At 73.0% G+C, this 25,412-nt stretch carries 21 protein-coding genes; 11 read left to right on the top strand and 10 right to left on the bottom strand.

Annotated elements, in window-relative coordinates:
- The 5 genes from pcaH (at window position 1) to AB0C27_RS01175 (ending at window position 4,384) form a co-directional block, all read left to right on the top strand.
- Window positions 1-741 (top strand): protocatechuate 3,4-dioxygenase subunit beta, encoded by a 741-nt coding sequence (gene pcaH, locus AB0C27_RS01195; protein ID WP_357835921.1) that lies wholly within the window; start codon window positions 1-3, stop codon window positions 739-741.
- Window positions 738-1,262 (top strand): protocatechuate 3,4-dioxygenase subunit alpha, encoded by a 525-nt coding sequence (locus AB0C27_RS01190; protein WP_357835918.1) that lies wholly within the window; start codon window positions 738-740, stop codon window positions 1,260-1,262. Before pcaH ends, AB0C27_RS01190 begins: the two co-directional genes overlap by 4 nt.
- Entirely contained in the window at window positions 1,249-2,487 is a 1,239-nt protein-coding gene (gene pcaB, locus AB0C27_RS01185; protein WP_357835915.1) for a 3-carboxy-cis,cis-muconate cycloisomerase, read from the top strand. The genes AB0C27_RS01190 and pcaB overlap by 14 nt, the downstream gene beginning before the upstream one ends.
- The gene (gene pcaC / locus AB0C27_RS01180; RefSeq protein WP_357835912.1) at window positions 2,487-3,644 is read left to right on the top strand and encodes a 4-carboxymuconolactone decarboxylase; all 1,158 of its coding nucleotides are present in this window, start codon (window positions 2,487-2,489) and stop codon (window positions 3,642-3,644) included. Before pcaB ends, pcaC begins: the two co-directional genes overlap by 1 nt.
- A gap of 83 nt (window positions 3,645-3,727) precedes the next feature.
- On the top strand, window positions 3,728-4,384 hold the full coding sequence (locus AB0C27_RS01175) for a TetR/AcrR family transcriptional regulator (RefSeq protein ID WP_346113301.1): 657 nt from the start codon (window positions 3,728-3,730) through the stop codon (window positions 4,382-4,384).
- A 55-nt stretch (window positions 4,385-4,439) separates the two neighbouring features.
- Here the strand turns inward: AB0C27_RS01175 and AB0C27_RS01170 are convergent, their stop codons facing one another.
- On the bottom strand, window positions 4,440-5,573 hold the full coding sequence (locus tag AB0C27_RS01170) for an acyltransferase (RefSeq protein WP_357835909.1): 1,134 nt from the start codon (window positions 5,571-5,573) through the stop codon (window positions 4,440-4,442).
- A gap of 221 nt (window positions 5,574-5,794) precedes the next feature.
- On the opposite strand from AB0C27_RS01170, the gene AB0C27_RS01165 reads away from it, so the two are divergent.
- Window positions 5,795-8,803 (top strand): AAA family ATPase, encoded by a 3,009-nt coding sequence (locus tag AB0C27_RS01165; RefSeq protein ID WP_357835906.1) that lies wholly within the window; start codon window positions 5,795-5,797, stop codon window positions 8,801-8,803.
- Window positions 8,804-8,971: 168 nt separating this feature from the next.
- Here AB0C27_RS01165 and AB0C27_RS01160 read toward each other — a convergent pair whose 3' ends face one another.
- A complete protein-coding gene (locus AB0C27_RS01160; RefSeq protein WP_357835903.1) occupies window positions 8,972-9,628 on the bottom strand; it encodes an alpha/beta fold hydrolase in 657 nt (218 codons plus the stop codon).
- 348 nt (window positions 9,629-9,976) lie between these two features.
- On the opposite strand from AB0C27_RS01160, the gene AB0C27_RS01155 reads away from it, so the two are divergent.
- Entirely contained in the window at window positions 9,977-11,437 is a 1,461-nt protein-coding gene (locus tag AB0C27_RS01155; RefSeq protein ID WP_357835900.1) for an FAD-dependent monooxygenase, read from the top strand.
- Between the two features lie 159 nt (window positions 11,438-11,596).
- Here AB0C27_RS01155 and AB0C27_RS01150 read toward each other — a convergent pair whose 3' ends face one another.
- The 8 genes from AB0C27_RS01150 to AB0C27_RS01115 form a co-directional block, all read right to left on the bottom strand.
- A complete protein-coding gene (locus AB0C27_RS01150; protein ID WP_357835897.1) occupies window positions 11,597-12,142 on the bottom strand; it encodes a hypothetical protein in 546 nt (181 codons plus the stop codon).
- Between the two features lie 128 nt (window positions 12,143-12,270).
- Window positions 12,271-13,266, bottom strand: a complete 996-nt coding sequence (locus AB0C27_RS01145) for an oligopeptide/dipeptide ABC transporter ATP-binding protein (protein WP_357835894.1) — start codon at window positions 13,264-13,266, stop codon at window positions 12,271-12,273.
- The gene (locus AB0C27_RS01140; RefSeq protein WP_357835891.1) at window positions 13,263-14,264 is read right to left on the bottom strand and encodes an ABC transporter ATP-binding protein; all 1,002 of its coding nucleotides are present in this window, start codon (window positions 14,262-14,264) and stop codon (window positions 13,263-13,265) included. Before AB0C27_RS01140 ends, AB0C27_RS01145 begins: the two co-directional genes overlap by 4 nt.
- On the bottom strand, window positions 14,261-15,172 hold the full coding sequence (locus AB0C27_RS01135) for an ABC transporter permease (protein ID WP_357835888.1): 912 nt from the start codon (window positions 15,170-15,172) through the stop codon (window positions 14,261-14,263). Before AB0C27_RS01135 ends, AB0C27_RS01140 begins: the two co-directional genes overlap by 4 nt.
- Window positions 15,138-16,067: an ABC transporter permease gene (locus tag AB0C27_RS01130; protein WP_357835886.1), complete on the bottom strand. Its 930-nt coding sequence runs from the start codon at window positions 16,065-16,067 to the stop codon at window positions 15,138-15,140. Before AB0C27_RS01130 ends, AB0C27_RS01135 begins: the two co-directional genes overlap by 35 nt.
- Before the next feature lie 9 nt (window positions 16,068-16,076).
- Window positions 16,077-17,657, bottom strand: a complete 1,581-nt coding sequence (locus AB0C27_RS01125; RefSeq protein WP_357835883.1) for an ABC transporter substrate-binding protein — start codon at window positions 17,655-17,657, stop codon at window positions 16,077-16,079.
- A 135-nt stretch (window positions 17,658-17,792) separates the two neighbouring features.
- Window positions 17,793-19,238, bottom strand: coding sequence for an amidohydrolase family protein (locus tag AB0C27_RS01120; protein WP_357835880.1), 1,446 nt, complete (start codon window positions 19,236-19,238; stop codon window positions 17,793-17,795).
- Between the two features lie 113 nt (window positions 19,239-19,351).
- A complete protein-coding gene (locus AB0C27_RS01115) occupies window positions 19,352-21,004 on the bottom strand; it encodes a helix-turn-helix domain-containing protein (protein ID WP_357835877.1) in 1,653 nt (550 codons plus the stop codon).
- Between the two features lie 119 nt (window positions 21,005-21,123).
- Here AB0C27_RS01115 and AB0C27_RS01110 point away from each other — a divergent pair, with 119 nt between their 5' ends.
- The 4 genes from AB0C27_RS01110 to AB0C27_RS01095 all read left to right on the top strand — a co-directional run bounded on the left by AB0C27_RS01110 (window position 21,124) and on the right by AB0C27_RS01095 (window position 25,368).
- The gene (locus AB0C27_RS01110; RefSeq protein ID WP_357835874.1) at window positions 21,124-22,485 is read left to right on the top strand and encodes a M14 family zinc carboxypeptidase; all 1,362 of its coding nucleotides are present in this window, start codon (window positions 21,124-21,126) and stop codon (window positions 22,483-22,485) included.
- Between the two features lie 130 nt (window positions 22,486-22,615).
- On the top strand, window positions 22,616-24,199 hold the full coding sequence (locus AB0C27_RS01105; RefSeq protein ID WP_357835871.1) for an ABC-F family ATP-binding cassette domain-containing protein: 1,584 nt from the start codon (window positions 22,616-22,618) through the stop codon (window positions 24,197-24,199).
- 165 nt (window positions 24,200-24,364) lie between these two features.
- Window positions 24,365-24,817, top strand: a complete 453-nt coding sequence (locus AB0C27_RS01100) for an SH3 domain-containing protein (protein WP_357835868.1) — start codon at window positions 24,365-24,367, stop codon at window positions 24,815-24,817.
- Between the two features lie 86 nt (window positions 24,818-24,903).
- Window positions 24,904-25,368: a proteasome activator gene (locus AB0C27_RS01095; RefSeq protein WP_357835865.1), complete on the top strand. Its 465-nt coding sequence runs from the start codon at window positions 24,904-24,906 to the stop codon at window positions 25,366-25,368.
- Window positions 25,369-25,412 lie beyond the last annotated feature (44 nt).

Here is a 25,412-nt window from a genome sequence, read left to right as displayed (position 1 = left end):
ATGTCTGAACCCCTCCAGCAGTCCGACATCGACCAGGAGATCGCCGCGCTCGCGGGCACGGCGGCCGACCACCCCGCACGCGACTACGCCCCCTACCGCAGCACCTTGCTGCGCCACCCCCGGCAGCCGCTGGTGCCCATCAAGGACCCCGAGGCCGTCGAACTGTCGGGGCCCGTCTTCGGTGTCACCGACGTGGTGCCGGCGGACAACGACCTCACCAAACAGCACATGGGCGAGCCGCTGGGCGAGCGGATCACCGTACAGGGGCGCGTGCTCGACCGCGGCGGGCGGCTGGTACGCAACCAGCTCGTGGAGATCTGGCAGGCCAACGCCTCGGGACGCTACCTGCACCAGCGTGACGACCACCCCGCGCCGCTCGACCCCAACTTCACCGGCGTCGGCCGCTGCCTGACCGGCGACGACGGCTCCTACCGCTTCACCACGATCAAGCCCGGCGCCTATCCGTGGCGCAACCACGTCAACGCCTGGCGGCCGGCGCACATCCACTTCTCGCTGTTCGGGACCTCGTTCACGCAGCGGCTCGTCACCCAGATGTACTTCCCAGGGGATCCGCTGTTCGCGTACGACCCGATCCTGCAGTCGGTGACCGACGAGAGCGCCAGGCAGCGGCTGGTCGCGTCGTACGCGCACGAGTTGTCGGTGCCGGAATTCTCGCTCGGCTACCGGTGGGACATCGTCCTCGACGGCCCTTCCGCGACCTGGATGGAGGAAGGCCGATGAACCCGACCCCTTCACAGACCGTGGGCCCGTTCTACGGGTACGCGCTGCCCTTCCCCGGCGGCGGCGACATCGCCCTCGGAGGGGTCGCCGTGCACGGCTACGTCTACGACGGCGCGGGGGAGCCCGTGCCGGACGCGCTGCTGGAGTTCTGGCAGGCCGACGAGCAGGGACGGGTGCGCGGGGCGCCCGGCACGCTGCGCCGCGACCCGACCAGCGCCGCCGTGCTCGGCCGCGACGGCGTCACCTTCACCGGCTTCGGCCGCGTGGCCACCGATCGGGACGGGCACTGGACGTTGCGTACGGTGGAGCCGGCGAACGGGTACATCAGTGTGTGCGTGTTCGCGCGCGGGCTGCTGCGCCATCTCTACACGCGTATCTACCTCGGACGGGACGCCTTCCTCGACTCGCTGCCGCCGGAGCGCGGCCGGACGTTGGTGGCGGTGGAGGAACGGGAAGGGGTACGCCGCTTCGACATCCACCTCCAGGGAGAGAAGGAGACGGTCTTCCTTGACTTCGGCTGACCCCGACCCACCGGGCGCGGGGGCGGGGCGCGACGTGGCCTCCACGCCTGCGGGGGCGGATCTCGGGCTGCTCTCGCCGATGCGGGGCGGGGTCGAGGCGACCGGTGACGTCGCCGTGCTGCGGGCGATGCTGGACGCCGAGGCCGCGCTGGCCCGGGCGCAGGCGGCGCTCGGGCTCGTTCCGCCCGAGGCGGCGGACGCGGTGACGGCTGCCGCCCGCGTGGAGGCGTTCTGTCTGGAGGACCTGGTGGTGCGGGCGCGCTCCGGCGGCAACCCCGTCATCCCCCTCGTGGCGGACCTCCGCACGGCGGCCGCCCCTTTCGGGGAGTACGTCCATCGTGGGGCGACAAGTCAGGACATCGTCGACACGGCTCTCATGCTCGTGGCGTACCGCGCACTGGGGCCTGTACTGGCCGATCTGGAACGGACGACCGACCGGCTCGCCGCGCTGGCCGCCGAGCACCGCGACACCCCGATGGCCGCCAGGACGCTCACCCAGCAGGCCGTACCCACGACGTTCGGGCTGAAGGCGGCGGGCTGGCACCGGCTGGCCACCGACGCCCGCACCCGCCTCACCGCCGCCCGCCGAACCCTCCCGGCCCAGCTCGGCGGCGCAGCGGGCACCCTCGCCCCTTTCCAGCATCCTGACTCAGGGGCGCAGGCGGTGGAGGTGGCGTTGCGGCTGCCGGGGCGGTTCGCGGCCGAGGTGGGGCTGGCCGAGCCGCCGCTGCCCTGGCACGTCCTGCGCACGCCGATCGCCGACCTGGCCGGGGCGCTGGCGTTCACCGCGGGGGCGCTGGGCAAGCCGGCGGCCGACGTGCTGGTCCTGTCGCGTACCGAGATCGGCGAGCTCTCCGAGGGCGTCGGCGGCGGCTCGTCGTCCATGCCGCACAAGCACAACCCCGTCCGGGCCACGATGATCGCCGCCGCGGCCCGCCAGGTGCCCGCGCTCGCCGCCATCCTGTACGGCTCGCTCGCCGCCGAGGACGAGCGCCCCTCCGGCGCCTGGCACGCCGAATGGCAGCCGCTGCGCGAGGCGTTGCGCCTGGTCGCGGGCGCCACGAGGGACACCGCCGAACTGGTCGCCGACCTCCGCGTACACCCGGAGCGCATGCGCGCGAACCTGACCGTCACCGGCGACGCCGCCCCTGCCCCCGCCCTCGTGGATCGCGCTCTCTCATTCCAGCACCCTCCCACCCACGACCAGGACGAGGCACCTCACTGATGCTGCACTACCGGCTGGACGGCCCCGAGCAGGGGCAGCCGCTCATCCTCGGACCGTCGCTCGGCACCTCCACCCGCCTGTGGCAACCGCAGCTCCAGGCGCTCGCCCGCACCTTCAGGGTGCTCAGGTACGACCTGCCCGGCCACGGCGACTCGCCCGCCGACGCCAAGGCGAGCACCATCGACGACCTGGCGGAGCTGGTCCTGGAGGCGGCCGCCGCCGAGGGCATGGACGGCTTCCACTACGCGGGGGTCTCGATCGGCGGCGCGATCGGCGCCATTCTGGCGGTCCGGCATCCGGGACGGCTGCGTTCCCTGACCATGATCTGCTCAAGCGCCCGCTTCGGCGACCCCCGGGCGTGGCACGAACGAGCCGCCCTGGTACGCGCCCAGGGCACCGCACCACTGCTGCAAACCGCCCCCGGCCGCTGGTTCGCACAGACACCGGACCCCGGGATCCCGAACGACGCGACCCTGACCGGCGAACCCCGGAACGGCCGGGCTCTCAACGACCAGCTCCTCGACGACCTGGCCACCACCGACCCCGCCGGGTACGCCGCCTGCTGCGACGCGCTGGGCGCCTACGACCTGCGCGGCGAGCTGGCCGCCATCACCGTGCCCACCCTGATCGTGGCCGGCCGCGAGGACCCGGCGACGCCGCCGCCGCACGCCAGGGAGCTGGCCGACGGCATCCCCGGCGCCACGCTCGTGGAGCTCCCGGCCGCCGCCCACCTGGCGAACGTCGACCAGCCGGCCCGCGTCACCCAGGCCCTCCTCGCCCACCTGCCCGCCGCCACCGGCATGCGGGTACGGCGCGAGGTGCTCGGCGACGCCCACGTCGATCGCGCCGTGGCCCGGACGACCGATTTCACCAGGGACTTCCAGGATTTCATCACCCGCTACGCCTGGGGTGAGATCTGGACCCGTCCCGGGCTCGACCGCCGTACCCGCAGCTGCGTCACGCTCACCGCGCTGGTCGCCCGCGGGCACCTCGACGAGCTGGCCATGCACGTGCGCGCGGCCGTACGCAACGGGCTCACCCCCGACGAGATCGGCGAGGTGCTGCTGCAGAGCGCCGTCTACTGCGGGGTCCCGGCGGCCAACGCCGCGTTCGCCGTCGCCCAAAGCGTGCTGGCCGAGCTGGAGCAGGAAGCCTGAGCTGCGGGAACGGGCCCGGCACCCTCGGCCGGCACCCTCGGCCGGCTCGCCGTCGGGTCCGCGGGCGGATCTATGATGAGCCAATGACCTCGCCCCCCGCCGCCGCCGAACGCCAGCGGGACGCCGACCGTACCAAAGCGGAAATCCTCGAGGTCGCGCAGCGCGAGTTCGCCCGCGAGGGCTACGCGGGCGCGCGGGTCGACGAGATCGCGGCCCGCATGCGCACCACCAAACGGATGATCTACTACTACTTCGGCAGCAAGGAGCGGCTCTACATCGCGGTGCTGGAGAAGGTGTACGCCGAGGTGCGCGCGGCGGAGCGCACGGTGGACGTGGAGCACCTGGCGCCGGTCGAGGCCATCCGCACGCTGGCCGAGCTGACCTTCGACCACCACGACGCGCACCGCGAGTTCATCCAGCTCGTGGCGATCGAGAACGTGCACCGCGCCGAGCACATACGCAAGTCCGAGGTGCTGGCCAACCTGGGCACGCCGGTGCTCGACCTCATCGAGCGCATCCTGGACGCGGGCCAGGCGTCGGGCGACTTCGTCACCGAGGCCGACGCGATCGACGTGCACATGATGATCAGTGCGTTCTGCGTGTTCAGGGTGGCCAACCAGCACACGTTCGGCGCGCTGTTCGGGCGCGACATGACCGCCGCCGAGCATCGGGCCAGGCAGCGGCGCATGGTCGGCGAGATGGTCGTCGGCTACCTGAGCGGCAAGGGCGCCCGCACCTGAACGACTGCGCAGCACAGGCCGGCGCTCACGGACGCGGCGGGGCATGTGCGATGAGTCAGGCTTTGGCCGGATCGCCGCGTCGGCTTGAGATGAGCCGCTTGCCGAGCCGCTGGGCGGGCAGCTCGATCACGCGATAGGTCAGCAGGCTGAGCGGGATCAGGATGAGGAAGAAGACCGGCAGGTTCGGGCTCGCGTACAGCAGCAGGGGATGCAGCAGGTAGACGGAGAAGCTGATCACGCCGAGGCCCGCCAGCCAGCGCGGGAAGCGGCGCCGGCGCAGCGCGTACGCCAGCGCGAACGCGCCGAAGGCGAGCACGATCGCCGGCGCCCAGGCGGGGTCGCCCTTGGCGGGCAGCCCGCAGCCGAGCGCCGCCGCCACGGCGACCGTGGCGGCCGGCCGGGAGATCGTCCCCTGTTCCGCCCGGTACACCGCCGTCCCCGCGAACATCGTCGCCAGGATGATCACCCCCTGCCAGGTGCCGCCCCTGCTGCCCAGGATCACCAGCGCCGGCCCCAGCAGCCCGCCCGCGACCGCGCCCGCCGTACGCGCGGCGCCGCGCCCCAGCACGGTCAGGGCGATGGCGGCGATGACGGCGAGGCCGAGCAGCGCGGCGGTCAGATCGGCGCCACCGCCGATGACGGCCCTCGGCAGCAGCAGCCCGAGCGGCACGGCCAGCAGCGCCAGCACGATCGCGATCGTCGCCGACCTGTGCGCCTGCCGCACCGCGAACAACGCCACGCACAGCAGGTAGAAGGCCATCTCGTACGAGAGCGTCCAGGTGACGCTGATGACCGCGGGCAGGTTCAGTAATTCCTGCATCATCGTCAGGTTGCCCAGCGCGACGAGCAGCGGCGGCCGCTCACCGAGCCCAGGAGGCGACGGGAGCGATCCGGCCGCCACGAGCAGGAACGCCAGACAGAACGCGGTCAGGAGCAGCGGCAGGAGCCGGAAGGCCCGGCCGGTCCAGAAGGCGCGCAGGTCGCCGCGCCGTTCCAGAGAGGCGGGGATGATGTAGCCGCTGACCAGGAAGAACACGAACACGCCCCACGTGCCGAGATCGATCCTGCGATCCACCTCCGCCCAGACGCCCGGGATGAACGTCCATCCGGCGTGGTGCATGGTGACGGCCAGCGCTGCCGGTCCCCGCAGGGCGTCCAGCCAGGCCAGCCGGGCGGGGGCCAGAAGCATTTGCCGCAGTGTACGGCATTACCGGCATACCGCGACCTTGCCCCCAACCGAGGAGCCCGTGCCCGGGTGATCACCGGGGCTCGGGCCGGGGAAAGAGGCGTCGGCGCCGCTCCCTCCGATGCCAGCCGGGCGGTGGGTCGGCGAGATCCGGGCCCGGGGACTTCCGGCTGGGGGAGTTGCGGTCCCCTGGTCGTGAGCTGTGGCGGTCGTACCATCGGGGCATGCTGCATGGCCGGGAGTGGGAATGCGGGATCATTGCCCAGCTGCTCGACGGCGCTCGCGATCGGCGCAGCGGCGTTCTTGTCCTGCGTGGTGAGGCGGGCGTCGGGAAGTCCGCGCTGCTCGACTTCGCCGCCTCACGGGCCGACGGTATGCGGGTGCTGCGTGGCGGCGGGGTCGAGTCGGAGTCCGAGCTCCCGTACGCGGCGGCGCACCAGCTGCTGCGCCCCGTCGCGGACCGGCTCGCGGCGGTCCCGGCCGGCCAGGCCGCGGCGCTGCGCGGCGCGTTCGGACTGGGGCCGCCGGTGGAGGGGGACCGGTTCCTGGTGTCGGTCGCGGTGCTCAGTCTGCTGTCCGAGGTGGCCGAGGACGGGCCGCTGCTGTGCCTGGTCGACGACGCGCACTGGCTGGACGGACCGTCCGCGGACGCGCTGGCGTTCGTGGCCCGACGCCTGGAGGCCGAGGGCGTCGCCCTGCTGTTCGCAGTCCGCGACGACACCATCTCCCCACACCCGCTCACCGGAGCACCGGATTCGCTCACCTGGCCGTCGCATCCGCTTGCCGGGTCGCCGGGCCCGTCATCGGGTTTTGGGATCAGGACCGGGGCCTCGCGTTCGGCTGCTGGGCTGCCTGAGTTACGACTCCGTGGGCTGGAGCCCGAGGCGGCGCGGGCGTTGCTGGCCGAGCGTACGTCCGTGGCGCTCGCTCCCGAGGTGGCCGCACTGCTGGTGGACAGCACCGCGGGCAACCCCCTCGCCCTGCTCGAACTGCCGGGCTCGCTCTCGGCCGAGCAGCTTGCCGGCGTACGGCCGCTGCCCGAGCGGTTGCCGGTCGGCGAGGTGGTCGAGCAGATCTTCCTGGACAGGGTGCGCCGGCTGGCGCCCGCGGCGCAGACGCTGCTGCTCGTGGCCGCCGCCGAGGAGAGCGGCGACATCGGCCTCGTGTTGCGCGCGGCCCAGGAGCTGCGGGTGGCGCCGGACGCGCTCGATGAGGCGGAGGTGGCCGGGCTGCTGCGGGTGGAGGGCGACATCATGGCCTTCCGCCATCCACTCGTACGTTCGGCCGTCTACCGGGGAGCGACGTTCCTGCAGCGCCGCGCCGTACAGCAGGCCCTGGCCGCCGTGCTCGACGGCAACGGGGACGCCGACCGGCGCGCCTGGCACCTGGCCGCCGCCGCTACCGGCCAGGACGAGGCGGCGGCCGCCGAGCTGGAGCAGTCCGCCCGGCGAGCCACCCGGCGCGGCGGTCATGCCGCCGCCGCGAGCGCCTTCCACCGCGCCGCCGCCCTCACCGCCGAAGCGGAGTCCCGTGGCCGGCTTCTCACGCTGGCCGCAGAGGCCGCCTGGCTCGGCGGCCAGCCCGACCGGGCCCGTTCGCTGCTGGACGAGGCGGCGGCGTACGCCTCCGAACCCCTGCTCCGGGCGCAGGGGGAGCATCTGCGCGGGGCGATCGAGGGCTTGTGCGGGCGGCCCGATGTGGCATACGCGACGCTCGTCGCCGGCTCCGAGCCGATCACCGAACTGGACCCGATCCAGGCCGCCGTCATGCTCACCGAGGCAGGCCGCCTGGCCTGGACCGCCGCCGACCTCCCCAAACTCGCCGAAGCCGGCCGACGCCTGTCCTCCCTGCTTCCGGCCAACGCCCCCGGCGCCGGTGGGGCGCCGCCGAGGGAAGCGGGCCCAGCCGGTTCGCCGGCCGAGGGCTCCGTCACGGCGGAGGGCCCCGGGGCGAGGGTGGTGGACGTCGAGGCGTTGGTTGCCGGCCGCCGGGGGTGGGTGCCGGATGATGGGGTGAGTGCGGGGGCGCTGTTGCTTGTCGGGCTGGCGGCGCTGCTGGGTGGGGACGCTGAGCGGGCGGCGCCGTCCTTACGGGAAGGGCGGGCGCTGGCGCAGGAGAGGGCTGATCCGCAGAGTCTGGCACTGGCTGCGGGTGCGGCGATGTTCATCGGTGAGGACGCTGCGGCGCTCGCTCTGTTCACCACCTCGGCCGTACGCGCCCGTGCGGCCGGCGCGGTCAGCGTGTTGCCGCTGGTGCTGGGGCCGCTTGCTGCGCTGCAGATGTGGACCGGGCGGTTCGCGGCCGCTCGCGCCACCGCCACCGAAGGGCTGCGGCTGTCGCTCGACACCCGCCAGGACAACACCGCCGCGCACCACCGCTCCGTGCTCGCCTGGATCGCCGCCGTCCAGGGCCGGGCCGAGGAATGCCGTACGGAGGCGGGTGCCGCGCTGGCTCAGGCCATCGGGCAGCGGCTCGGGCCACCTGCGGGGATCGCGGCCTGGGCGCTGGCGCTGCTCGATCTGGGTGAGGGCCGGATGGCGGACGCGTTCGACCGGCTGAGCGCCATGGCGGACGCCGGGCCGGGGGAGGGGCATCCGCTGGTGAAGATCTTCGCCGCCGCCGATCTCGTCGAGGCCGCCGTACGGATGGAGCGCCAGGACCGGGCGACGGCCGCCCTGGAACGGCTCCAGAGCTGGGCGGGACCGGCCGGGTCGCCGTGGGCGCATGCGCTGGTGTCGCGGTGCCGTGGGCTGGTCGCGGGTGATGACGCCGGTCTTGCCGAGGCCAGTTTCACGGAGGCCCTCTCCCTGCACGCGAGGGCCGGGCGCCCGTTCGACGCGGCCAGGACGGCGCTGCTGTTCGGTGAGGCGCTGCGCCGTCGTCGTCGCCGGGCCGAGGCGCGACGGCACCTGCGGGCGGCGTCCGAGACGTTCGAACGGCTGGACGCGGCGCCCTGGGCTGAGCTGGCCCGCGCCGAGTTGCAGGCGACCGGTGAGAGCGCGCGCAAGCGGGATCCCAGTACGGCCGCGGATCTCACGCCGCAGGAGTCGCAGATCGCGCGGCTGGTAGGGGAGGGAGGGACCAATCGGGAGATCGCGGCGCACCTCTTCCTGAGCCCGCGCACTGTGGACTACCACCTGCACAAGGTGTTCGTGAAGCTGGGGATCTCGTCGCGGGGGGAGCTGGTACGGCTCTGTATCGAGGATCCTGGCCTGCTGGAGGCCGGTCGCTGAGAGCTGTCTGGTCTGGTTGGGGCGGTCAAGGATCATGGTTTTTGGTTGGGGCCCGTGGTTGCGGGTCGTGGTGCGCTCGGGGTCGGTTGTTGAGGGCCCTGGTGTGCTGGGGGTCGGTCGCTGAGGGCTCCGGACTGATTTGGGCTGGTTGCTAAGTGTTCGGGCGGTTCAGGGGAGACGCGTTCGTGCCTTTATGTCGTGTTCGTGCTGATCGGAGGCTGAGGTCAGGAAGGTCACCAGGACGTCGGGGACTCGGCAAGGGAGTCCGCGGGTCAGCAGGACCGGGCAGGTGAGTTCTGCTGGCTCGGCCCCGCACGGGTCGCACAGGGCCAGTCGGGTGATCCTCTGTGGCATGTCCAGGGCGGCGCGCAGGGCGATCGCGCTGCCGAGGGAGAGGCCCGCGAGCCGGACCGGGCCGATGCCGCAGGCGTCGAGGAAGCAGGCGAGCCAGGCCGCGTAACCGGCCGGTGTCGGCACGACCTGTCCCAGGGGTGTGCCGCCGAAGCCGGGTAGATCGGGCGCTGTCACGCGCGCCCGCCCGGACAAGGCCGTCCACACCGGCTCCCACGCCGACCGCGCGCCTGCCGGCAAGCCACTGGTCTCGCCGGTCAGCACTGGTTCTCCGGCAAGGTCAGCCAGGCCGGTCCCGCCGCCACAGCCAGTTCCGCCGATCGTGTCGGCTGGGCTGACCGCGCCGGCCCAGCCGGTGCCGCCGGCTTCGCTGGGTTCGCCGCCGTGCAGGAGTACCAGGTCGGGGCCTGTGCCTGCTCGATAGGCCCGGACCAGGGAACCGGCCACGGGGATAACCGTCTCGTCATGCCGCATCGGACGACTCTGCGCCCAGGGGCGGAGGGCTCGCATCCGTGATTTCACCGGTCCGTCACCGCTGCCCGGCCGTCACGGTGCTCCGTTGACGGTGGGACGTCGGTCCGGTGACGGCGGCGATGCCGGGTCGGAGTGCCCTTGATGGCGGGGATTCCAGGTCGGCACATGGCTGGGGCCGACATGCCAAGGTCGGTGCATCGCTGGCGGCCGGGATGTCGGGCCGGTGTAGCTCCGGTGGTCGGCAGGCGGGGCCGGTGCACTGGTTACGGCCACTGTGTACTTCACCGATTCGAGGGCCCCGGCTCCGATCGCATCGTGGTGGCATCGAATCCCGGAGGGAAGAGTCCGATGAACAACACCACCGACGTGATCGTCATAGGCGCCGGCCCGACCGGCCTCATGCTGGCGTGCGAGCTGGCTCGGGCCGGTGTGCGTTGCCGGCTGCTGGAGCGGCGGGCCGAGCAGTCCAATCTGACGCGGGCGTTCGCCGTGCACGCCCGTACGCTCGAACTGCTCGACGCCCGCGGACTGGCGGACGATCTGGTGCCGCTCGGCCGGCCCGTGCAGGAGTTGCAGCCCGCCCCCGGCGCCGTGCTCGATCTGCGTACGCTGGAGACCCGTTACCCCATGGTGCTGATCGTGCCGCAGAGCGGTACCGAGCGCCTGCTGGAGGCGCGCGCCCGTGAGCTGGGCGTGGAGATCGTCAGGGGTGCCGAGGTCGCAGGGATCAGTCAGGACGCCGAGCGGGTCATGGTCGAGCTCGCCGACGGCCGCACCGAGTCGGCGAGTTACGTCGTCGGGTGCGACGGCGCTCACAGCAAAGTGCGCGAGCAGGCCGGGATCGACTTCGCCGGCAAGCAGTACGCGACGCACATCCTGCTCGCCGACGTGCGGGTGACCGAGCCGCCGCAGGACGCGCTGTTCGCGGCGGCCAGTGGTGAGGGCGTGGTGCTCATGATCCCGTTCGGCGACGGGTGGTTCCGCGCCATCGCCTGGGACCGGCTGCGCGAGCAGGTGCCGCTGGACGTGCCGCTGCCGATGGAGGAGATGCGCGACGCGTTCGACCGGATCGCCGGCACCGACTTCGGCATGCGCGAGCAGCGATGGAGTACGCGGTTCCTGAGCGAGCGCAGGCAGGCCAGGCGATACCGCGAGGGCCGGGTGTTCCTGGCCGGCGACGCCGCCCACGTGCACTCGCCGCTGGGCGGTCAGGGCATGAACACCGGCATCGGGGACGCGATGAACCTGGGCTGGAAGCTGGCCGCCGCCGTACGCGGGCACGGCCCGAAGGGGCTGCTGGACACGTACGAGGGCGAGCGGCACCCGGTCGGCGCGCAGGTGCTGGCGCTGACCGACAACTTCAACCGGCTGGTGCTGGGCCGCTCCGCGATCCGCCGGGCGCTGCGCGCCGTCATGATCCGGTTGATCCTGCGCTTCGGCCCGTCCCGGCGGCTCGTGGCCGGACGCCTGACGGGCCTCGGCATCGGCTACCCGGCGGGAGCACGCGGCGCCCACCCGTGGACCGGGCGCAGGATGCCGGACGTGCCGTGTGAGGGAGGCCGCCTGTACGAGCTCCTGCGCGACGGGCGTCCGGTGCTGGTGGACGCGACCGGCTCTGCGGACGTCGCCAAGGCGGTGCCGGCCGGAGACACGATGGTCGTCCGGCACGAGGGCCCGGCGCGGAAGGGGCTCCCGGCGGCCGTCCTGGTGCGCCCCGACGGGTATGTGGCGTGGGCAGGCGACGCCGGCGCGGACCTGCCGGCGCAGGCGGCCGCAGCGGCGTCGCACTGGTACGGCCCCCGGCGCTGAGCCGAAGGTCCGCGCCGCCGCCCGCATCCCTGGCGCTGAGCCGCAGGTCCGCGCCGCACCGATTCCGAGGCGCCGAAGTGGCGCACCGATTCCGCGGCGCCGAAGCCCGGATCCCCGGCGCCGAAGAGCCGAACCTCAAGCCCCGGCGTGGAACACCTTCTACGCCGGGAAGTCCTTCGGGTTGACGCCGCTCGTCCGTGCCTTGCCGCCGCGGACCGGGTGCAGGGTCAGGGTGTAGATGGTGTAGCGCGTGCCGGGCGAGCGGAACCGCAGCCGGTCGTTGAAGCGCTGGTAGACGGCGTTGCGGCCGAACCTGCCCTTGGAGACGCTGAACCGGGAGCCGGTGGTGAAGTAGATCCGGTACGTGCCGTCCCTGACGTCCCTGATGGTCGCGGTGGACTTGGCGCGGACGTAGATGCTGATCGCCTTGGTGCTGCCCCTGACCAGGGCGACGACGCCGTCCCGCGACGTGCCGTTCTTGATCTTGAGCTGGTTCACGCCGCCGCCGATGCGGTGGTAGAGGATCCGGCCGTTCGACGGGCGGGCGAGCGCGGCGGTCTCGGCCTGGACGGTCACCGAAGTGGCCGCGCTCAGGCCGGTCGTGGGGGCCGCGCCGGCCGGGGTGGTGGTGATCAGGCCACCGGCCAGAGCGACCGCCGCGACGACGCCTGCTCGCAGGGGAGTACGTTCGACAAGTCTCTTCACAGTCCACATCTCCTTCGCGACCTTCGGTCACGGTAAAGATAGAAGAGAGGAGGCTTTACCGAAAGCTGGTATTTCACAGGGGTACGCGGGAATTGCGGCCGCCACGCGTAAGGACCGGGCGCCCGACCTCAGGGACCGGGGCGGCGGGCCAGGTGGCAGGAGACCAGGTGCCCGGCCGCGGCGACGGGCTCAAGCACGGGCGCCGAGCGCGCGCAGGAGTCCTCCGCCATGAAGCAGCGCGGATGGAAAGAGCACCCGGACGGCGGGTCCACCGGGCTGGGCGGCTCCCCGTCGAGGACGATCTCCTGCCGGGTGCCGCGCGCGGCCGGGTCCGGCACCGGCGCCGCCGACAGCAGGGCCCGCGTGTACGGATGCGCCGCCGACTCGTACACCTCGGCCTCAGTCCCGGTCTCCACCACCTTGCCCAGATACATGACGGCTACCCGGTCGGCCAGGTGCCGCACCACGCTCAGGTCGTGCGCGATGAACACGTACGCCAGCGAGAACCGCTCGCGCAGCTCCTCCAGCAGGTTGACGATCTGCGCCTGCACCGACACGTCGAGCGCGGACACGGGCTCGTCGCACACCAGCACCTCGGGCCGCAGCGCGAGCGCGCGGGCGATGCCGACCCGCTGCCGCTGCCCGCCGGAGAGCTCGTGCGGATAGCGGCCGCCGTGGTCGGGGTTGAGCCCGACCGCCTCCAGCAGTTCGTGCACGAGCCGGTCCCGGTCGCCGCGCGGCGCGAGGTCCGGGTTGACGTCGTACGGCTCGCGCACGGTGGCGGCGACGGTCATGCGCGGATCGAGCGAGGTGTACGGGTCCTGGAAGATGAGCTGCACGTGCCGCCTGGCCCGGCGCAGTTCGCCGCCGCGCAGGTCGTGCAGTGACCTGCCGAGCACGGTGACCCGGCCCGAGGTGGGCCGTTCGTGCGCGGTCAGGAGCTTGGCCAGGGTGGACTTGCCGCAGCCCGACTCGCCGACGATGCCGAGCGTCTCGCCCTTGCGGAGCTCCAGTGAGACCCCGTCCACGGCTTTGAGCAGGCCCACGGTCCGCCGCAGCGCGCCCTGCCTGACGGGGAAGTGCTTGACCAGGTCGCGTACGTCGAGCACCGTCTCAGCCGTCATGACGTGGTCACCCGCTCCCACTCGTGGCAGGCCGTGAGCCGGCCAGGACCGATCTCCCGCGCGGGCGGCTGCTGCCCGCACGCCTCGCCGGCGTACCCGCAGCGCGGCCGGAACCGGCAGCCCGGATCAGGCCGCGCCGGGTCGGGCGGCGCGCCCGGGATGACGGCCAGCCGCCGCCCCCGCAGCTCGGGCCGGGGGATCGCGCCGAGCAGGGCTTCGGTGTACGGGTGCGCAGGCCGCGCGTACACCTCGGCCGCCGCGCCCTGCTCGACCACCCGCCCCGCGTACATGACGGCGACCCGGTCGGCGATGCCGGCGACCACTCCCATGTCGTGCGTGATGAGCACCAGCGCGGTGCCGTGCTCGCGCTGGAGCTCGCCGAGCAGCCGGATGATCTGCGCCTGGACGGTCACGTCGAGCGCGGTCGTCGGCTCGTCGGCGATGATCACCTGCGGGTTCAGCGCGATGGCCAGCCCGATGCCGACGCGCTGGCGCATCCCGCCGGAGAACTGGTGCGGATAGTCGCGGGCCCGCCGCGCCGCGGACGGGATGCGGACGAGGTCGAGCACCTCGACGGCCTTCCCGGCCGCCTCCTTGCGCGACAGCCCCTGGTGCGCCCGGAACAGCTCGGCGATCTGGTAGCCGACGCTGAGCACCGGGTTCAGCGCCGACAGCGCGTCCTGGAAGACCATCGCGATCGTGGTGGCACGCAGCCGCCGCCGCTCCTCCTCCGCCAGCGTGAGCAGGTCCACCCCGCGCAGCCGCGCCGAGCCGGTCGTGACGGCGCCGCGCGGCGGCCGGACCAGGCCCATGATCGCGCGAGCGGTCACGCTCTTGCCGCTGCCCGACTCGCCGAGCACGGCGAGCGTCTGACCGGCGTCCACCTCGTAGCCGACGCCGTCGACCACCGTGGTGGCGCCGAAGCGCACCCGCAGGTCCGAGACGGCCAGCAGGGGCGCGCCGGCGTCGTAGCCGGGCAGGGATTCCAGACGGGTCACGGGCGGGCCACCTCCTGGCGCAGGCGGGGGTCGAAGGCGTCGCGGAGCGAGTCGCCGAGCAGGACGAAGCTGAGCACGGTGACGGTGAGGAAGATCGACGGGAAGATCAGCAGGTGCGGGGAGGTGACGAAGTACTGCTGCGCGGTGTTGAGCTGCACGCCCCACGAGATCGCCGGGGTCTGCAGCCCGACGCCGAGGAACGTCAGCGCCGACTCCGAGGCGATCACGCCGCCCACGTTGAGCCCGGTGAGCACGGCGACGGGGCCGAGTGCGTTCGGCAGGACGTGGCGCAGCAGGATGCGCGCGGTGCCGGCGCCGACGCCGCGGGCGGCGGCCACGTACTCGCTGGTGGCCGTCTCCAGCACCGAGCCGCGCATGACGCGGGCCAGCACCGGCCAGCCGAACAGGATCAGCACCGCCGACACCGTCCACTCGTTGTGCGTGCTGGCCGCCTGGAGCAGCACGATCATGCCGACGAGCGCGGGGAAGCCGAAGAACACGTCCATCACGCGGCTGATCACCGCGTCCACCCAGCCTCTGAAGTAGCCGGCCAGGCTGCCCAGCAGCACGGCGACGACGATCATCCCGGCCGTGACGAGCAGCGCGATGAGGACGGAGGAACGAGCGCCGTACACGACGTTGCTGTAGAGGTCGCAGCCCTGGATGTCGAAGCCGAACGGATGCCCCGGCGCGGGCGGCAGGCCGCTGTTGACCAGGTCGCACTTGCGCGGGTCCCCGCTGCCGAACCAGCCGGCGAACGCCTGCGGCACCGCCGCCATCGCGCAGACGACCAGCGCGATGGCACCGGAGATCGCGAAGGCGGGACGGCGGCGCAGCCTGGCGAGCAGTCCCGGCCGGCCGGCGGGCGGAGCCTCAGCCGAGGCGGATACGAGGGTCGAGGATGCCATAGAGAAGGTCCACCAAGAGGTTCACCAGCAGGAAGACGAGGACGAGCAGGGTACCCACGCCCACGACGACCGGCCCGTCGTGCTGCGGGATCGCCGTGAAGATCTGGTAGCCGAGGCCCGGCAGGTTGAAGATGCCCTCGATCAGGACGGTGCCGCTGAGCAGGTAGCCGAGGCTCACGCCGAGCAGCGACACGACGGGGATCAGCGAGTTGCGCACGACGTGCCTGACCACCACCGCGCGCGGGCGCAGGCCCTTGGCGGTCGCGGTGTCGACGTGGTCGGCGTTCAGGTTGTCCAGCACGCTCGTCCTGGTCAGCCTGGCCACCTGCGGCAGGCCGTAGAGGGCGAGGACCAGGCCGGGCAGCACGTACGCCAGCGGCCAGCCCGCGTCCGTGCCCGAGACCGGCAGCCAGCCCAGGTTGACCCCCAGCACGATCTGCGCGACGTAGGCGACCACGAAGAACGGCACGCCCATGACGACCGTGGTGCCGCCCAGCACGAGCGCGTCGGTGAGCTTGCCGCGCCGCAGCCCGGCCACGGTGCCGAGCAGCACGCCCAGAACCGTCATGAACAGCCACGCCGTCACGCCCAGCTGGAACGTCACCGGCCAGCTGGCCGCGATGACCTCGGAGACCGGGCGGCCGGCGAAGCTCGTGCCGAGGTCGCCGGAGAGCAGGCCCTTGAGGTAGCTCCCGTACTGCACGAGCAGCGGGTCGTCCAGGTGGAACCGCTCACGCAGCGCCTGCTCGACCGAGGGCGACAGCGCCCGGTTGGGCCCGGCCAGCGCCTGGATCGGGTCGCCCGGCAGGGCGTAGACGGCCAGGTAGATGAGGAAGGTGGTGCCCAGCAGCACGGGAAGCGCCATGAGCAGCCGGTGCAGCGCGTACTTCCCCACGTCCCCGCCTCAGCCGACCTTGACCGCGGCCAGCACCGCGGCGCCGAGGAACTCCGGCTTCACGCCGCTCACCCTGGCGGAGTAGGCCAGGCCGCCGACGGGCTGGAACAGCGGCGTGAGCGGGAGCCCGTCCATGGCGACCTTGGCCGCCTGCTGGGTCAGGCCCATCGCCTCGTCCTGGCCCGCCTTCGCGGCGTCGGCCATCAGCTTCGCGAACTCGGGGCTGTCGTAGCCGGTCACGTTCGACGCCGAGGTCTTGGTGAACAGCTGGTCGGCCAGCGCGTACAGGTGGGGGTAGCCGGCGCCCATGTAGAGCAGCACCGGGCCGTCGATCTTTTTCGCCGCCAGGTTCGGGTAGAGCTGGTCGACCGGCTGGGTCTGCGTCGTCACCGCCTCGATGCCGAGGTTGGCCCGCAGCTGGTTGCCGACCGCCTCCAGGATCACCGTGTTCACCGGGTCCTGGTACGTCCACAGCTTCAGCGGGCCGCTCCAGCCGCCGGCCTCGGCCAGCAACGCCTTGGCCTTGGCCGGATCGTAGGTGCAGGCAGGGCAGTCGGCCGCGCCGCCGCCCGGCACGCTCGCCCCCGCCAGCCCCTTGGCGGGCTGGCCGAAGCCGCGCAGCAGCGACTTGACGATGGTCTCGCGGTCGATGGCGTGGGCGAACGCCTGGCGTACCTTCAGGTCGGAGAAGCGCTTGTCCCACAGCGGGAAGCCCAGGTAGATGACCGCGGGGAACGGCACCCGCACCAGCCGGTCCTTGAACCGGGCGGCGGCGTCGGTGAGGTTGTTGCCGGTGACCAGGCTGATGTCGAGCGCGCCCGCCTGGAGGTCGCGGTAGGCCGCGCCCTCGTCCTGGTACGACTTGACCTCGATCCGGTCCGCGTTGCCCGCCTGCCCCTTGTAGGCGCCGAACTTGCGCAGCGCGACCTTCGTCACGCCGGCCGACAGCCCCTCGCCGTCCAACTGGTACGGCCCGTTGCCGATCGGCTTGCGGTCGAAGCCGGCCAGGTCGGAGAAGGCCGCCTTCGGCATGGGGGCGAAGGCCGTCTGGGCCAGCACGTACGGCAGCAGCGACATCGGCTTGCCCAGCGTGATCTTCAGCGTGGCCGGATCGACCACCTCGACCCCGGACAGCGTCTTCTCAGACGGCTTGCCGTCGGCCGGGTTCAGCTCGGCGTAGCCCTTGAACGGCGCGAACATGAAGTTGTTCTCGAACGCGTTGGGGGCGTACGCGGTCGCGTTCCACGAGTCGGCGAACGACTGCGCGGTGACCTGCTCGCCGTTGTGGAACGTCCAGCCCGGCTTGATCTTGATCGTCCAGGTCACGTTGTCGTCGGTCTCGATCGACTCGGCCACGGCGTTCACGGCCTTGCCGCTGGTCGCGTCCACCGTGGTCAGCGGCGTGAACAGGGCGTAGTCCACGTTGCTGGCCACCGACCTGCCGGGCGTCAGGTGGGACAGGAAGTACGTGGTGACGCCGACCGAGAAGGACTTCTCCCCTTGAGGGGTGCCGGCTCCGCCGGAGCCGGCCGAACAGGCCGTCAGCGCGACGGCCAACGCGGCGGCTCCGAGAACTTTCTTGACGGACACCTGCTGACACCTCCGTGGATGGGGGCCCGTGCTTGGGGACGAGCGTCCCACAGCACTGCCTGCGGTTCATTGTTGGAATGGTTCAACCGGGCGCCGCGGCTTTGTGACCTGGAACAGCGCCGTCAACCCCGTGTTTCAGCCGTGTTGCCGGTACGTCCACCGGCCGCCGAGCAGCGTGCCCAGCACCTCCACGCCGCCCAGCGCGGCCGGGTCGGCCTCGGCCGGGTCACCGGCGGTGATCACCAGGTCGGCGGGGTCGCCCGCGCGGATCCCGCGCCGTCCCCTGGCCGCCGCCGCGAGCGCGTCGGGCAGCGGGATGGCCTGCTCCGGATGCCACGGCGCGCGCTCGTCGTCGGTCCTGGCGACCGCGGCGGCCAGGCCGTCCCAGGGGTCGAGCGGCGCCACCGGCGCGTCGGAGCCCAGTTCGAGCGTGGCGCCGGCGGCGAGCAGGCCGGCGTAGGCGAACGCGCGGCCGGTGCGGCCCGGCCAGTGCAGCTCGGCCACCTCCCGATCGTCGGGCGCGTGCGCGGGCTGGACGCCGGCGACCAGCCCGGGTCTGGCGAACCTGGCGAAGTCGCCCGGCCGCAGGAGTTGCGCGTGCTCGATCCGGCCGGGGCAGCCGACCTGCTCGAACGCGTCCAGCGCGATGCTGGTGGCCAGGTCGCCGATCGCGTGCACGGCAGGACGCAGGCCGTGCGCCCAGGCCAGGCCCATCGTGCTCGCCAGCTCCTCCGGCGGCGTCTCCAGCAGGCCGCGGGCGCCGGTGCCCGGGTACGGGTCGTCGCAGTAGGCCGTCCTGGTGTTGAGCGAGCCGTCCACGAAGATCTTCACCGGGCCCACCTCCAGCAGCCCGCCTGACCCGGCGACCGGCTCCCCGGTGCGCAGGCCCCGCTTGACGGCCTCCTCCAGCCGGTCCTTCGGGATCGAGCAGGCGACCCGCACGTCTATCCGCTGCTCGGCGACCCGGCGGCTCCAGTCGGTGACGTTGTCGGCGAACTCGAAGTCGAGCACGCCGACCACGCCCCGCGCCGCCGCGGCCGTGGTCGCCTCGGCCACCCACCGGTCGAGCTCCCGCTCGGGCGGCAGCGGCAGCGCGGCCATCGCCTCGTAACACTCGTGCTCGCGAAGCACGCCCGTCTCGTGCTCGCCCCTGCCGATGGAGGCCAGTGCGGCGGGGCTGAACCAGCCGGTGTGCAGGTCGTTGCTGAGCAGCACGACGGGCCGGCCCGGCGCCGCCGCCTCCAGCAGCGACTTGTGCGGCGCGTCCGGCCACAGGCCGTCGCGGAAGCCGTAGCCGATGGTGAAGCCGTCGTGCGGGACCACCAGCTCGACGGCCTCCCTGGCGGTACGGGCGCCGCTGACGTCCACCCGGCGCCGCATCTGCGCCCATTGCAGCATGTGCACGTGCGAGTCCCACAGGCCGGGCAGCAACGTCCCGCCCGCCACGTCCACCGACTCGACCGCCGGCTCGACGGCGGGCACCTCTGTGGTCACCTCGGTGATCCGGCCGTCGGAGATCAGGACGTTGCGGATCGGGCCGCCCAGGCCGATCCGCGCGTTGCGCAGCAGCAGTGAAGGCATGCGACGAACGCTAGAGGCCGGGGCCGAGCGCCCTCATCGTCGAAACCGGACATCTCACCCGCCGCCCGTTGTGGGCCGCCACAGCTCACCGCTCGTGGTCCGCTTGTGGCGCGCTACAGCTCGCCGCGCAGCCGCAGCAGGCTCAGCTGGAGCCAGATCACCAGCCGCTCGGCCGGGTCGGCCAGATCGACCTCGAACAGCTCCTGCAGCCGGCGCACCCGGTAACGCAGCGTGTTCTCGTGCACCGACAGCTCGGCCGCCGCCCTGGCCGCCTCGCCGAACGCGTCGAGATAGGCGAGCAGGGTGACGGCGTGCGTGGTGGACTGGGTCCTGTCGGAGTCGAGCATGCGGCGCACCGGGAGCAGCAGCTGCTCGGCGGCCACGCCGCCGCGCTCGGCCAGGTCGTACAGGGCGACGCGGCTGCGTACCTGCTCGTCGGTGGCGACCGCCGCGGCGGCGGCCGAGGTCTCGCCGAGCACGCGCAGGACGCGCTCGGCGAGCCTGCTGGACGAACGCGCCTCGCCCAGGCCCGCGACCACGGGGCCGAGGCCGGCGTGCAGCGGGATCCGCATCGACTTGCGCACCGCCTCGGCCGCGCCGGTCGCCACCTGCACCAGCCGCTCGGCGGGGGTGCCCGGCGGGACGGGCAGCAGCGCGTACACCCGGCCCCAGCTCGTCGTGCACACGGCCTGCGGATGCCAGGACTCGCAGCTCAGGCTGACCAGGTCGGCGATGCTCGCCAGCGCGGTCCCCGCCTCGGCGGCCGGCCCGTGCACCGGCGCGAAGGCGACGATGCACACCGGCGACCCGGCCGGCAGGCCCAGCCGCACGGCCGCGGCCGACTCGCTGGTGGCGCCGTCGAGCAGCGCGCGCAGCGTCTCGGAGCTGTGCCAGCGCTGCGGGTTGCTGGGGATGCGGGCACGCAGCAGGTGCAGCGCCGCCGTCCGCCCCGCGTCCTCCAGCAGCCGTACGGCGTCGGGCACCAGCGGCGGATCCCCGTCGAGCATCCAGATGAACCCGAGGAGCTGCGGCCCCGCCTGCACCGCCGTCGCCAGGCGGCGCATGTGACCCGGGCCCATGCTCTCGAACCACACGGGCACGCCGGCCTTGAAGACGCGGGTGTACTCGCTGCGGTTGGTCGGCCGCTGCGGCGTCTTGCGCCCGAGGATGCCCTGCCGGCGGATCTCGTCGATCTGCTGGCCGGGCAGGTTGGAGTAGGCCAGCACGTGACCTTGCGGATCCTCGACGCTGGTGGCTCCGCCGATCGTCGCGGCGATGGCGTTGGCCAGCGCGAACAGGTCGCCGATGGCGACGCTCGAATAGGTGGTGGCCGGGGCGCCGGGGCCGGAGACCGCCGCCGTCAGCAGCGCGTCGAGCTGGCGCCACGGCAGGTCCTCCGGCGCGATGAGCAGCGCGATGCCGGCCGCCCGCGCCGACTCGATGAGCGGGGCCAGGTCGGCGCCCCTGTCCTTGACGACCACGGCGTGGTATTCCAGGCGGGCCGCTCGGCGCAGCAGGTCGTGGGTGGCCGGGTCGGCCACCCGCGCGCCCACGGCGAGCAGCACGCCGCCGGGCCGTTCGTCGAGGGGGTCGTCGGGGTCGTGCACGATGGGCTCGCCGAGCGTGATCGCGGCTCCGTCGGGCACGTAGGCGGCGGAGAGCGCGTCGCCGCCCAGGGTTTCGAGCACGAGCCGCAGCGGCGGGTGGTACGGGATCGTCATCGAGGCGTCGGGCACCGGACCAGCAGCCAGGTCAAATACCGACATTCCACTCCTTATCGCGACGAGCGCCCTTATTCAACCATTGACGGTGACCACAAGGAGCAGGGCTTGACCTTGAGCTTCTCCACGATGCCGACCAGCGCCGGTCATGCGCACACTGGGATGTGCTCGACCGCCTTGATGAAGAACTCGACACCGTTCCCGACTTCGACCGGTTCGCCACCGTGGACGAGGTGCACGACCACCTCGCCGGGCTCGCCGCCGGCCATCCCGACGTGGCCACGCTACGCCGCGTCGGCACCTCCCGGCTCGGCGACCCCATGCTCTGCCTCACCGTCGGCGACGGCCCCCGCCACGCCATCGTGGCCGCCGGGCCGCACCCCAACGAGCCCATCGGCGGCCTGACCGTCACCCACCTCGCCGGCCGCCTGTGCCGGGACGCGGAGCTGCGCCGCGCCACCGGCCTGACCTGGCACATCGTGGGCTGCCTCGACCCGGACGGCACCCGGCTGAACGAGGGCTGGTTCGCCGGGCCCTTCACCAAGACCCACTACGGCAGGCACTTCTACCGGCCGGCCGGTGACGAGCAGGTCGAGTGGACGTTCCCGTTCGCGTACAAGAGGGCCTACTTCGACCGCGTGCTCCCCGAGACGCTGGCGCTGATGCGGCTGATCGACGACGTCCGGCCGGCGTTCATGACCACGCTGCACAACGGCGAGTCCGGCGGCGTCTTCTACTACCTCAACCGCCCGGAACCCGAGCTCCAGGACGTGCTCAAAACCCTGCCCGGCCGGTACGGCGTGCCGCTGCACGCGGGGGAGCCCGAGCACCCGTCGGTCAAGCAGCTGGAGCAGGCCGTCTACCTGACCCCGACGATGGAGGACGCCTACGACTACTTCGAGGCGCTCGGCCAGGACCCCGTCGAGCACATCGGCGGCGCCGCCAGCGACTCCTACATCAAGAAGTACGGCACGCTGGGCCTGACGGCCGAGATCCCCTACTGGACCGACGCCGCCGCCGACGACACCACGCCGACGTCCACCCGCTACCGCGACCTGCTGCACGCGCACGCGGCCGAGCTGCGGGACACCTCCGACGTGCTCGAACGGGTGCTGTCGGCGGTCACGCCCGACCTGGTCACCGGCTCGCCGTTCCTGCGCGCCAGCCGGTGCTTCATCCCCATGGTGGCCGGGATGGCCGACACCCACAGCGGCCGGGCCGGGGCGCCCGAGCACGAGCGGCCCGCCACGGTCGCCGAGCTGGCCTCCTGCCGGGACACCGTGCACAGCGTCCGGCTGCGCTTCGGCGGCATGCTGCTGCGCACCCTTGAGGGCGAGCTGGCCGTGGGCAACGGCACCCGGGCCGTCCGTGACGGCGCGCGGGAGCTGGCGGAGACGTACGACCGGTGGTGCGCGGAGGCCGAGGCGGACGCGGCCGACGAGACGATCCCAATCCGGCACCTGGTGGCCATCCAGTACGGCGCCATCCTCGCCGGCGCGGACCGGGCGGTGCACGGGCACCGTTGACGAAAATCGCGTGGCGGGCCGTCGCGGCCCGTCCGTACACTGACGGCATGTCTACGCCCCGAACCTCCTAGCCAGGACACACGCCTCCCCGCCACCCGTGTGTCCTCTAGTAGTTCCGGAGCGAGATCCCATGCTGACCTTCCGTGACATCGTCGTGCGCGCCGGCGCCGGCCTCCTCATGTCGGGCGTCACCGCCCACGTCGCCCCCGGCGACCGCGTCGGCCTCGTCGGCCGCAACGGCGCCGGCAAGACCACCCTGATGAAGATCCTCGCCGGGGGGCTCCAGCCCGCCACCGGCGAGATCGTGCGCACCGGCCCGATCGGCTACCTGCCGCAGGACCCGGCCGCCGCCGACCCCTCCCTCACCGTCATCGACCGCGTCCTGTCGGCCCGCGGCCTCGACCTGGCCCTGCGTGACCTGCGGGCCGCCGAGAGCGCGCTGGCCGAGTCGGGCGACGAACGCTCGATGGCCCGCTACGCCGCCGCCGAGGCCGAGTTCCAGGCCCGGGGCGGATACGCGGCCGAGGCGGGCGCCGCTCGCGTGGCCGCCGGGCTCGGCCTGCCCGACCGCCTGCTCGACCGGCGGCTGGGCACGTTGTCCGGCGGGCAGCGGCGCCGGGTCGAGCTGGCCAGGGTGCTCTTCGGCGAGCCCGGCGTCATGCTGCTCGACGAGCCCACCAACCACCTCGACGGCGACTCCGTCGCCTGGCTGCGCTCCTACCTGACGGGCTACTCCGGCGGGCTGGTGCTCATCAGCCACGACACCGGCCTGCTGGCCGACGTGATCAACCGGGTCTGGCACGTGGAGCAGGGCGCGCTTGAGGTGCACAACACCGGCTGGCACGCGTACCTGGCCGACCGCGAGGCCGACGAGCGGCGCAGGACACGCCTGCGGGCCGCCGCCGAGCGCAAGGCCGCCGCGCTGCGGACGCAGGCCGACCGCATGCGGGCCAGGTCCGCCACCGCGGTCCGCGCCAGGGACATGGCCCGCCGCGCCGACCGCATGCTCGCAGGCACGCGGCCGGTCCGCCGCGCCGAGAAGGTGGCCCGCGTGCGGCTGCCCGACCCGGCCCCCAGCGGCCGGATGCCACTCGGCGCGATCAGCCTGACCAAGTCGTACGGGGGCGTGCCGGTGCTGGACGGCATCGACCTGGCCGTCGACCGGGGCAGCAGGCTGGTGGTGCTCGGCCCCAACGGCGCGGGCAAGACCACGCTGCTCAAGCTGCTGGCCGGGCACGAGCGGCCCGACTCAGGAAGAGTCGTGCCCGGCCACGGGCTGCGGCTCGGCTACTTCGCCCAGGAGCACGACACCCTGGACCCCGCCTGCACGGTCGGCCGGCACCTGACCGAGGCCGCCCCGCAGCTGAGCGACGGGGAGGTACGGACGGTGCTGGGGTCGTTCCTGTTCGGGGGCGACGACGTGGACAAACCCGTCGGGGTGCTGTCGGGCGGCGAGAAGACCCGGCTGGCGCTGGCCGGGCTGGTCAGCTCCCGGGCCAACGTGCTGCTGCTCGACGAGCCCACCAACAACCTCGATCCGGCGTCCAAGGCGGAGGTGCTGGCCGCCGTGGGCGCCTATCGCGGGGCCGTGATCATGGTCACGCACGATCCGGAGACCGTGGACGCGCTGCGGCCCGACCGGGTGCTGCTGCTGCCCGACGGGCTCGAAGACCTGTGGGACGACGGCTACACCGACCTGATCGGCCTCACCTGAGGCCTGATGCGCGGACCGAGGCACCACGGTGGCGGTCACGCCGTCGGGCGGCGCGGGCCGGATGGGGGACAGCGCCCTGTGGTGCCTTTTGCCGACATGACGGACTTGTTGATGAGAGTCAATGATCGGAGTGTCGATGGTGGAGGACTGGAGAGGAGTCGTCCGATGGGTACTGCGAGGTCGTGGCGGGCCGCCCGGGTCGCCGGGACCGCGGCGGTGGCGGCCCTGCTCGCCGGAGTGATCGCGGCGCCGCCCGCGCTCGCTGCCGAGTACGGGACGGTCGCGACCGACGGCCGGATGCTCAACATCCGCACGGGCCCGAGCACCGCGTACGCGATCGTCGGCCAGCTGCGGAACGGCACCACGGTGCGGATCTCCTGCCAGATCGCCCGTGAGGAGATCGTCGGGCTGTACGGGCCGACCCGGCTGTGGGACAAGATCCACAGGGACCGGGAATGGTACGTCGCCGACGCGCTCGTCCACACCGGCACCATGAAGCAGGTGGCGCCCACCTGCCTCGCGGGCGCCGGCGCGGCGGGACCGAGCAGGATCGGCCGGCTGGAGGCCGAGCGAGCCGAGCGCGCGGGAGTCAGGGGCGACGCGCGCAGAGTCGGCTGACGATCACGTGGCGTGAGCGGCGCGTACGTGGGCAGGGTCCTTCGTGACCGCGCTTGCGAGCGATCAGCGACCCACAGGACGCCGACATGACATCAGCACCTGTTCCCGGCCCGCCGGACAGGCCGGGCGGGCTTGCCCGGCCTGCCGACGCGCGCGAGGCTGCGCAGGCCGAGCTCGGGCGCGTGAAGGAGCCGGCCAGACTGCTGCGCGTGAGCACCATGGCGCGCTCGCTGCTGGACGAGGCCCGCGGGCTCTCCCTCGACGAGCACGCCCGCGACCAGCTACGGCACATCCACGCGCGGGTGGTCGAGGAGATCGGCGAGGCGGTCGCGCCGGAGCTGAGGGACGAGCTCGAACGCCTGCTGCCCCCGTCGTCCGAGGTGCTCAGCCAGGCGGAGATCCGGATCGCGCAGAGCCAGCTCGTCGGTTGGCTGGAGGGCGTCTTCCAGGGCATCAAGATCGGGTTGAGCTTCCAGCAACTGGCCGGCCCGCCGCCCACCGGCCCCCAGGACCGCCCGCCGGCCGGTCCGGGCGCGGGCCCCTACCTGTGAGCGGTACCGGTTCGGCGGCCGCGGGGGCGCGGAGGAGCCGTCCT

Origin of the sequence: Nonomuraea sp. NPDC048882, from assembly GCF_040649755.1 — a bacterium.
GTDB lineage: Bacteria > Actinomycetota > Actinomycetes > Streptosporangiales > Streptosporangiaceae > Nonomuraea > Nonomuraea maheshkhaliensis.
The sequence above is the reverse complement of the archived record's forward strand: the minus strand, read 5'-3'. Positions and strand labels throughout refer to the sequence as shown.

What these genes read in the sequence shown, in the direction of transcription:
- AB0C27_RS01095 (WP_357835865.1), top strand. Translation starts at nt 24,904, where the DNA reads ATGACATCAGCACCTGTTCCCGGCCCGCCGGACAGGCCGGGCGGGCTT.
- AB0C27_RS01165 (WP_357835906.1), top strand. Translation starts at nt 5,795, where the DNA reads ATGCTGCATGGCCGGGAGTGGGAATGCGGGATCATTGCCCAGCTGCTC.
- AB0C27_RS01145 (WP_357835894.1), bottom strand. Translation starts at nt 13,266, where the DNA reads ATGACGGCTGAGACGGTGCTCGACGTACGCGACCTGGTCAAGCACTTC.
- AB0C27_RS01170 (WP_357835909.1), bottom strand. Translation starts at nt 5,573, where the DNA reads ATGCTTCTGGCCCCCGCCCGGCTGGCCTGGCTGGACGCCCTGCGGGGA.
- AB0C27_RS01120 (WP_357835880.1), bottom strand. Translation starts at nt 19,238, where the DNA reads ATGCCTTCACTGCTGCTGCGCAACGCGCGGATCGGCCTGGGCGGCCCG.
- AB0C27_RS01100 (WP_357835868.1), top strand. Translation starts at nt 24,365, where the DNA reads ATGGGTACTGCGAGGTCGTGGCGGGCCGCCCGGGTCGCCGGGACCGCG.
- AB0C27_RS01155 (WP_357835900.1), top strand. Translation starts at nt 9,977, where the DNA reads ATGAACAACACCACCGACGTGATCGTCATAGGCGCCGGCCCGACCGGC.
- AB0C27_RS01160 (WP_357835903.1), bottom strand. Translation starts at nt 9,628, where the DNA reads ATGCGGCATGACGAGACGGTTATCCCCGTGGCCGGTTCCCTGGTCCGG.
- pcaH (WP_357835921.1), top strand. Translation starts at nt 1, where the DNA reads ATGTCTGAACCCCTCCAGCAGTCCGACATCGACCAGGAGATCGCCGCG.
- AB0C27_RS01105 (WP_357835871.1), top strand. Translation starts at nt 22,616, where the DNA reads ATGCTGACCTTCCGTGACATCGTCGTGCGCGCCGGCGCCGGCCTCCTC.
- AB0C27_RS01135 (WP_357835888.1), bottom strand. Translation starts at nt 15,172, where the DNA reads ATGGCATCCTCGACCCTCGTATCCGCCTCGGCTGAGGCTCCGCCCGCC.
- AB0C27_RS01115 (WP_357835877.1), bottom strand. Translation starts at nt 21,004, where the DNA reads ATGTCGGTATTTGACCTGGCTGCTGGTCCGGTGCCCGACGCCTCGATG.
- pcaC (WP_357835912.1), top strand. Translation starts at nt 2,487, where the DNA reads ATGCTGCACTACCGGCTGGACGGCCCCGAGCAGGGGCAGCCGCTCATC.
- AB0C27_RS01190 (WP_357835918.1), top strand. Translation starts at nt 738, where the DNA reads ATGAACCCGACCCCTTCACAGACCGTGGGCCCGTTCTACGGGTACGCG.
- AB0C27_RS01175 (WP_346113301.1), top strand. Translation starts at nt 3,728, where the DNA reads ATGACCTCGCCCCCCGCCGCCGCCGAACGCCAGCGGGACGCCGACCGT.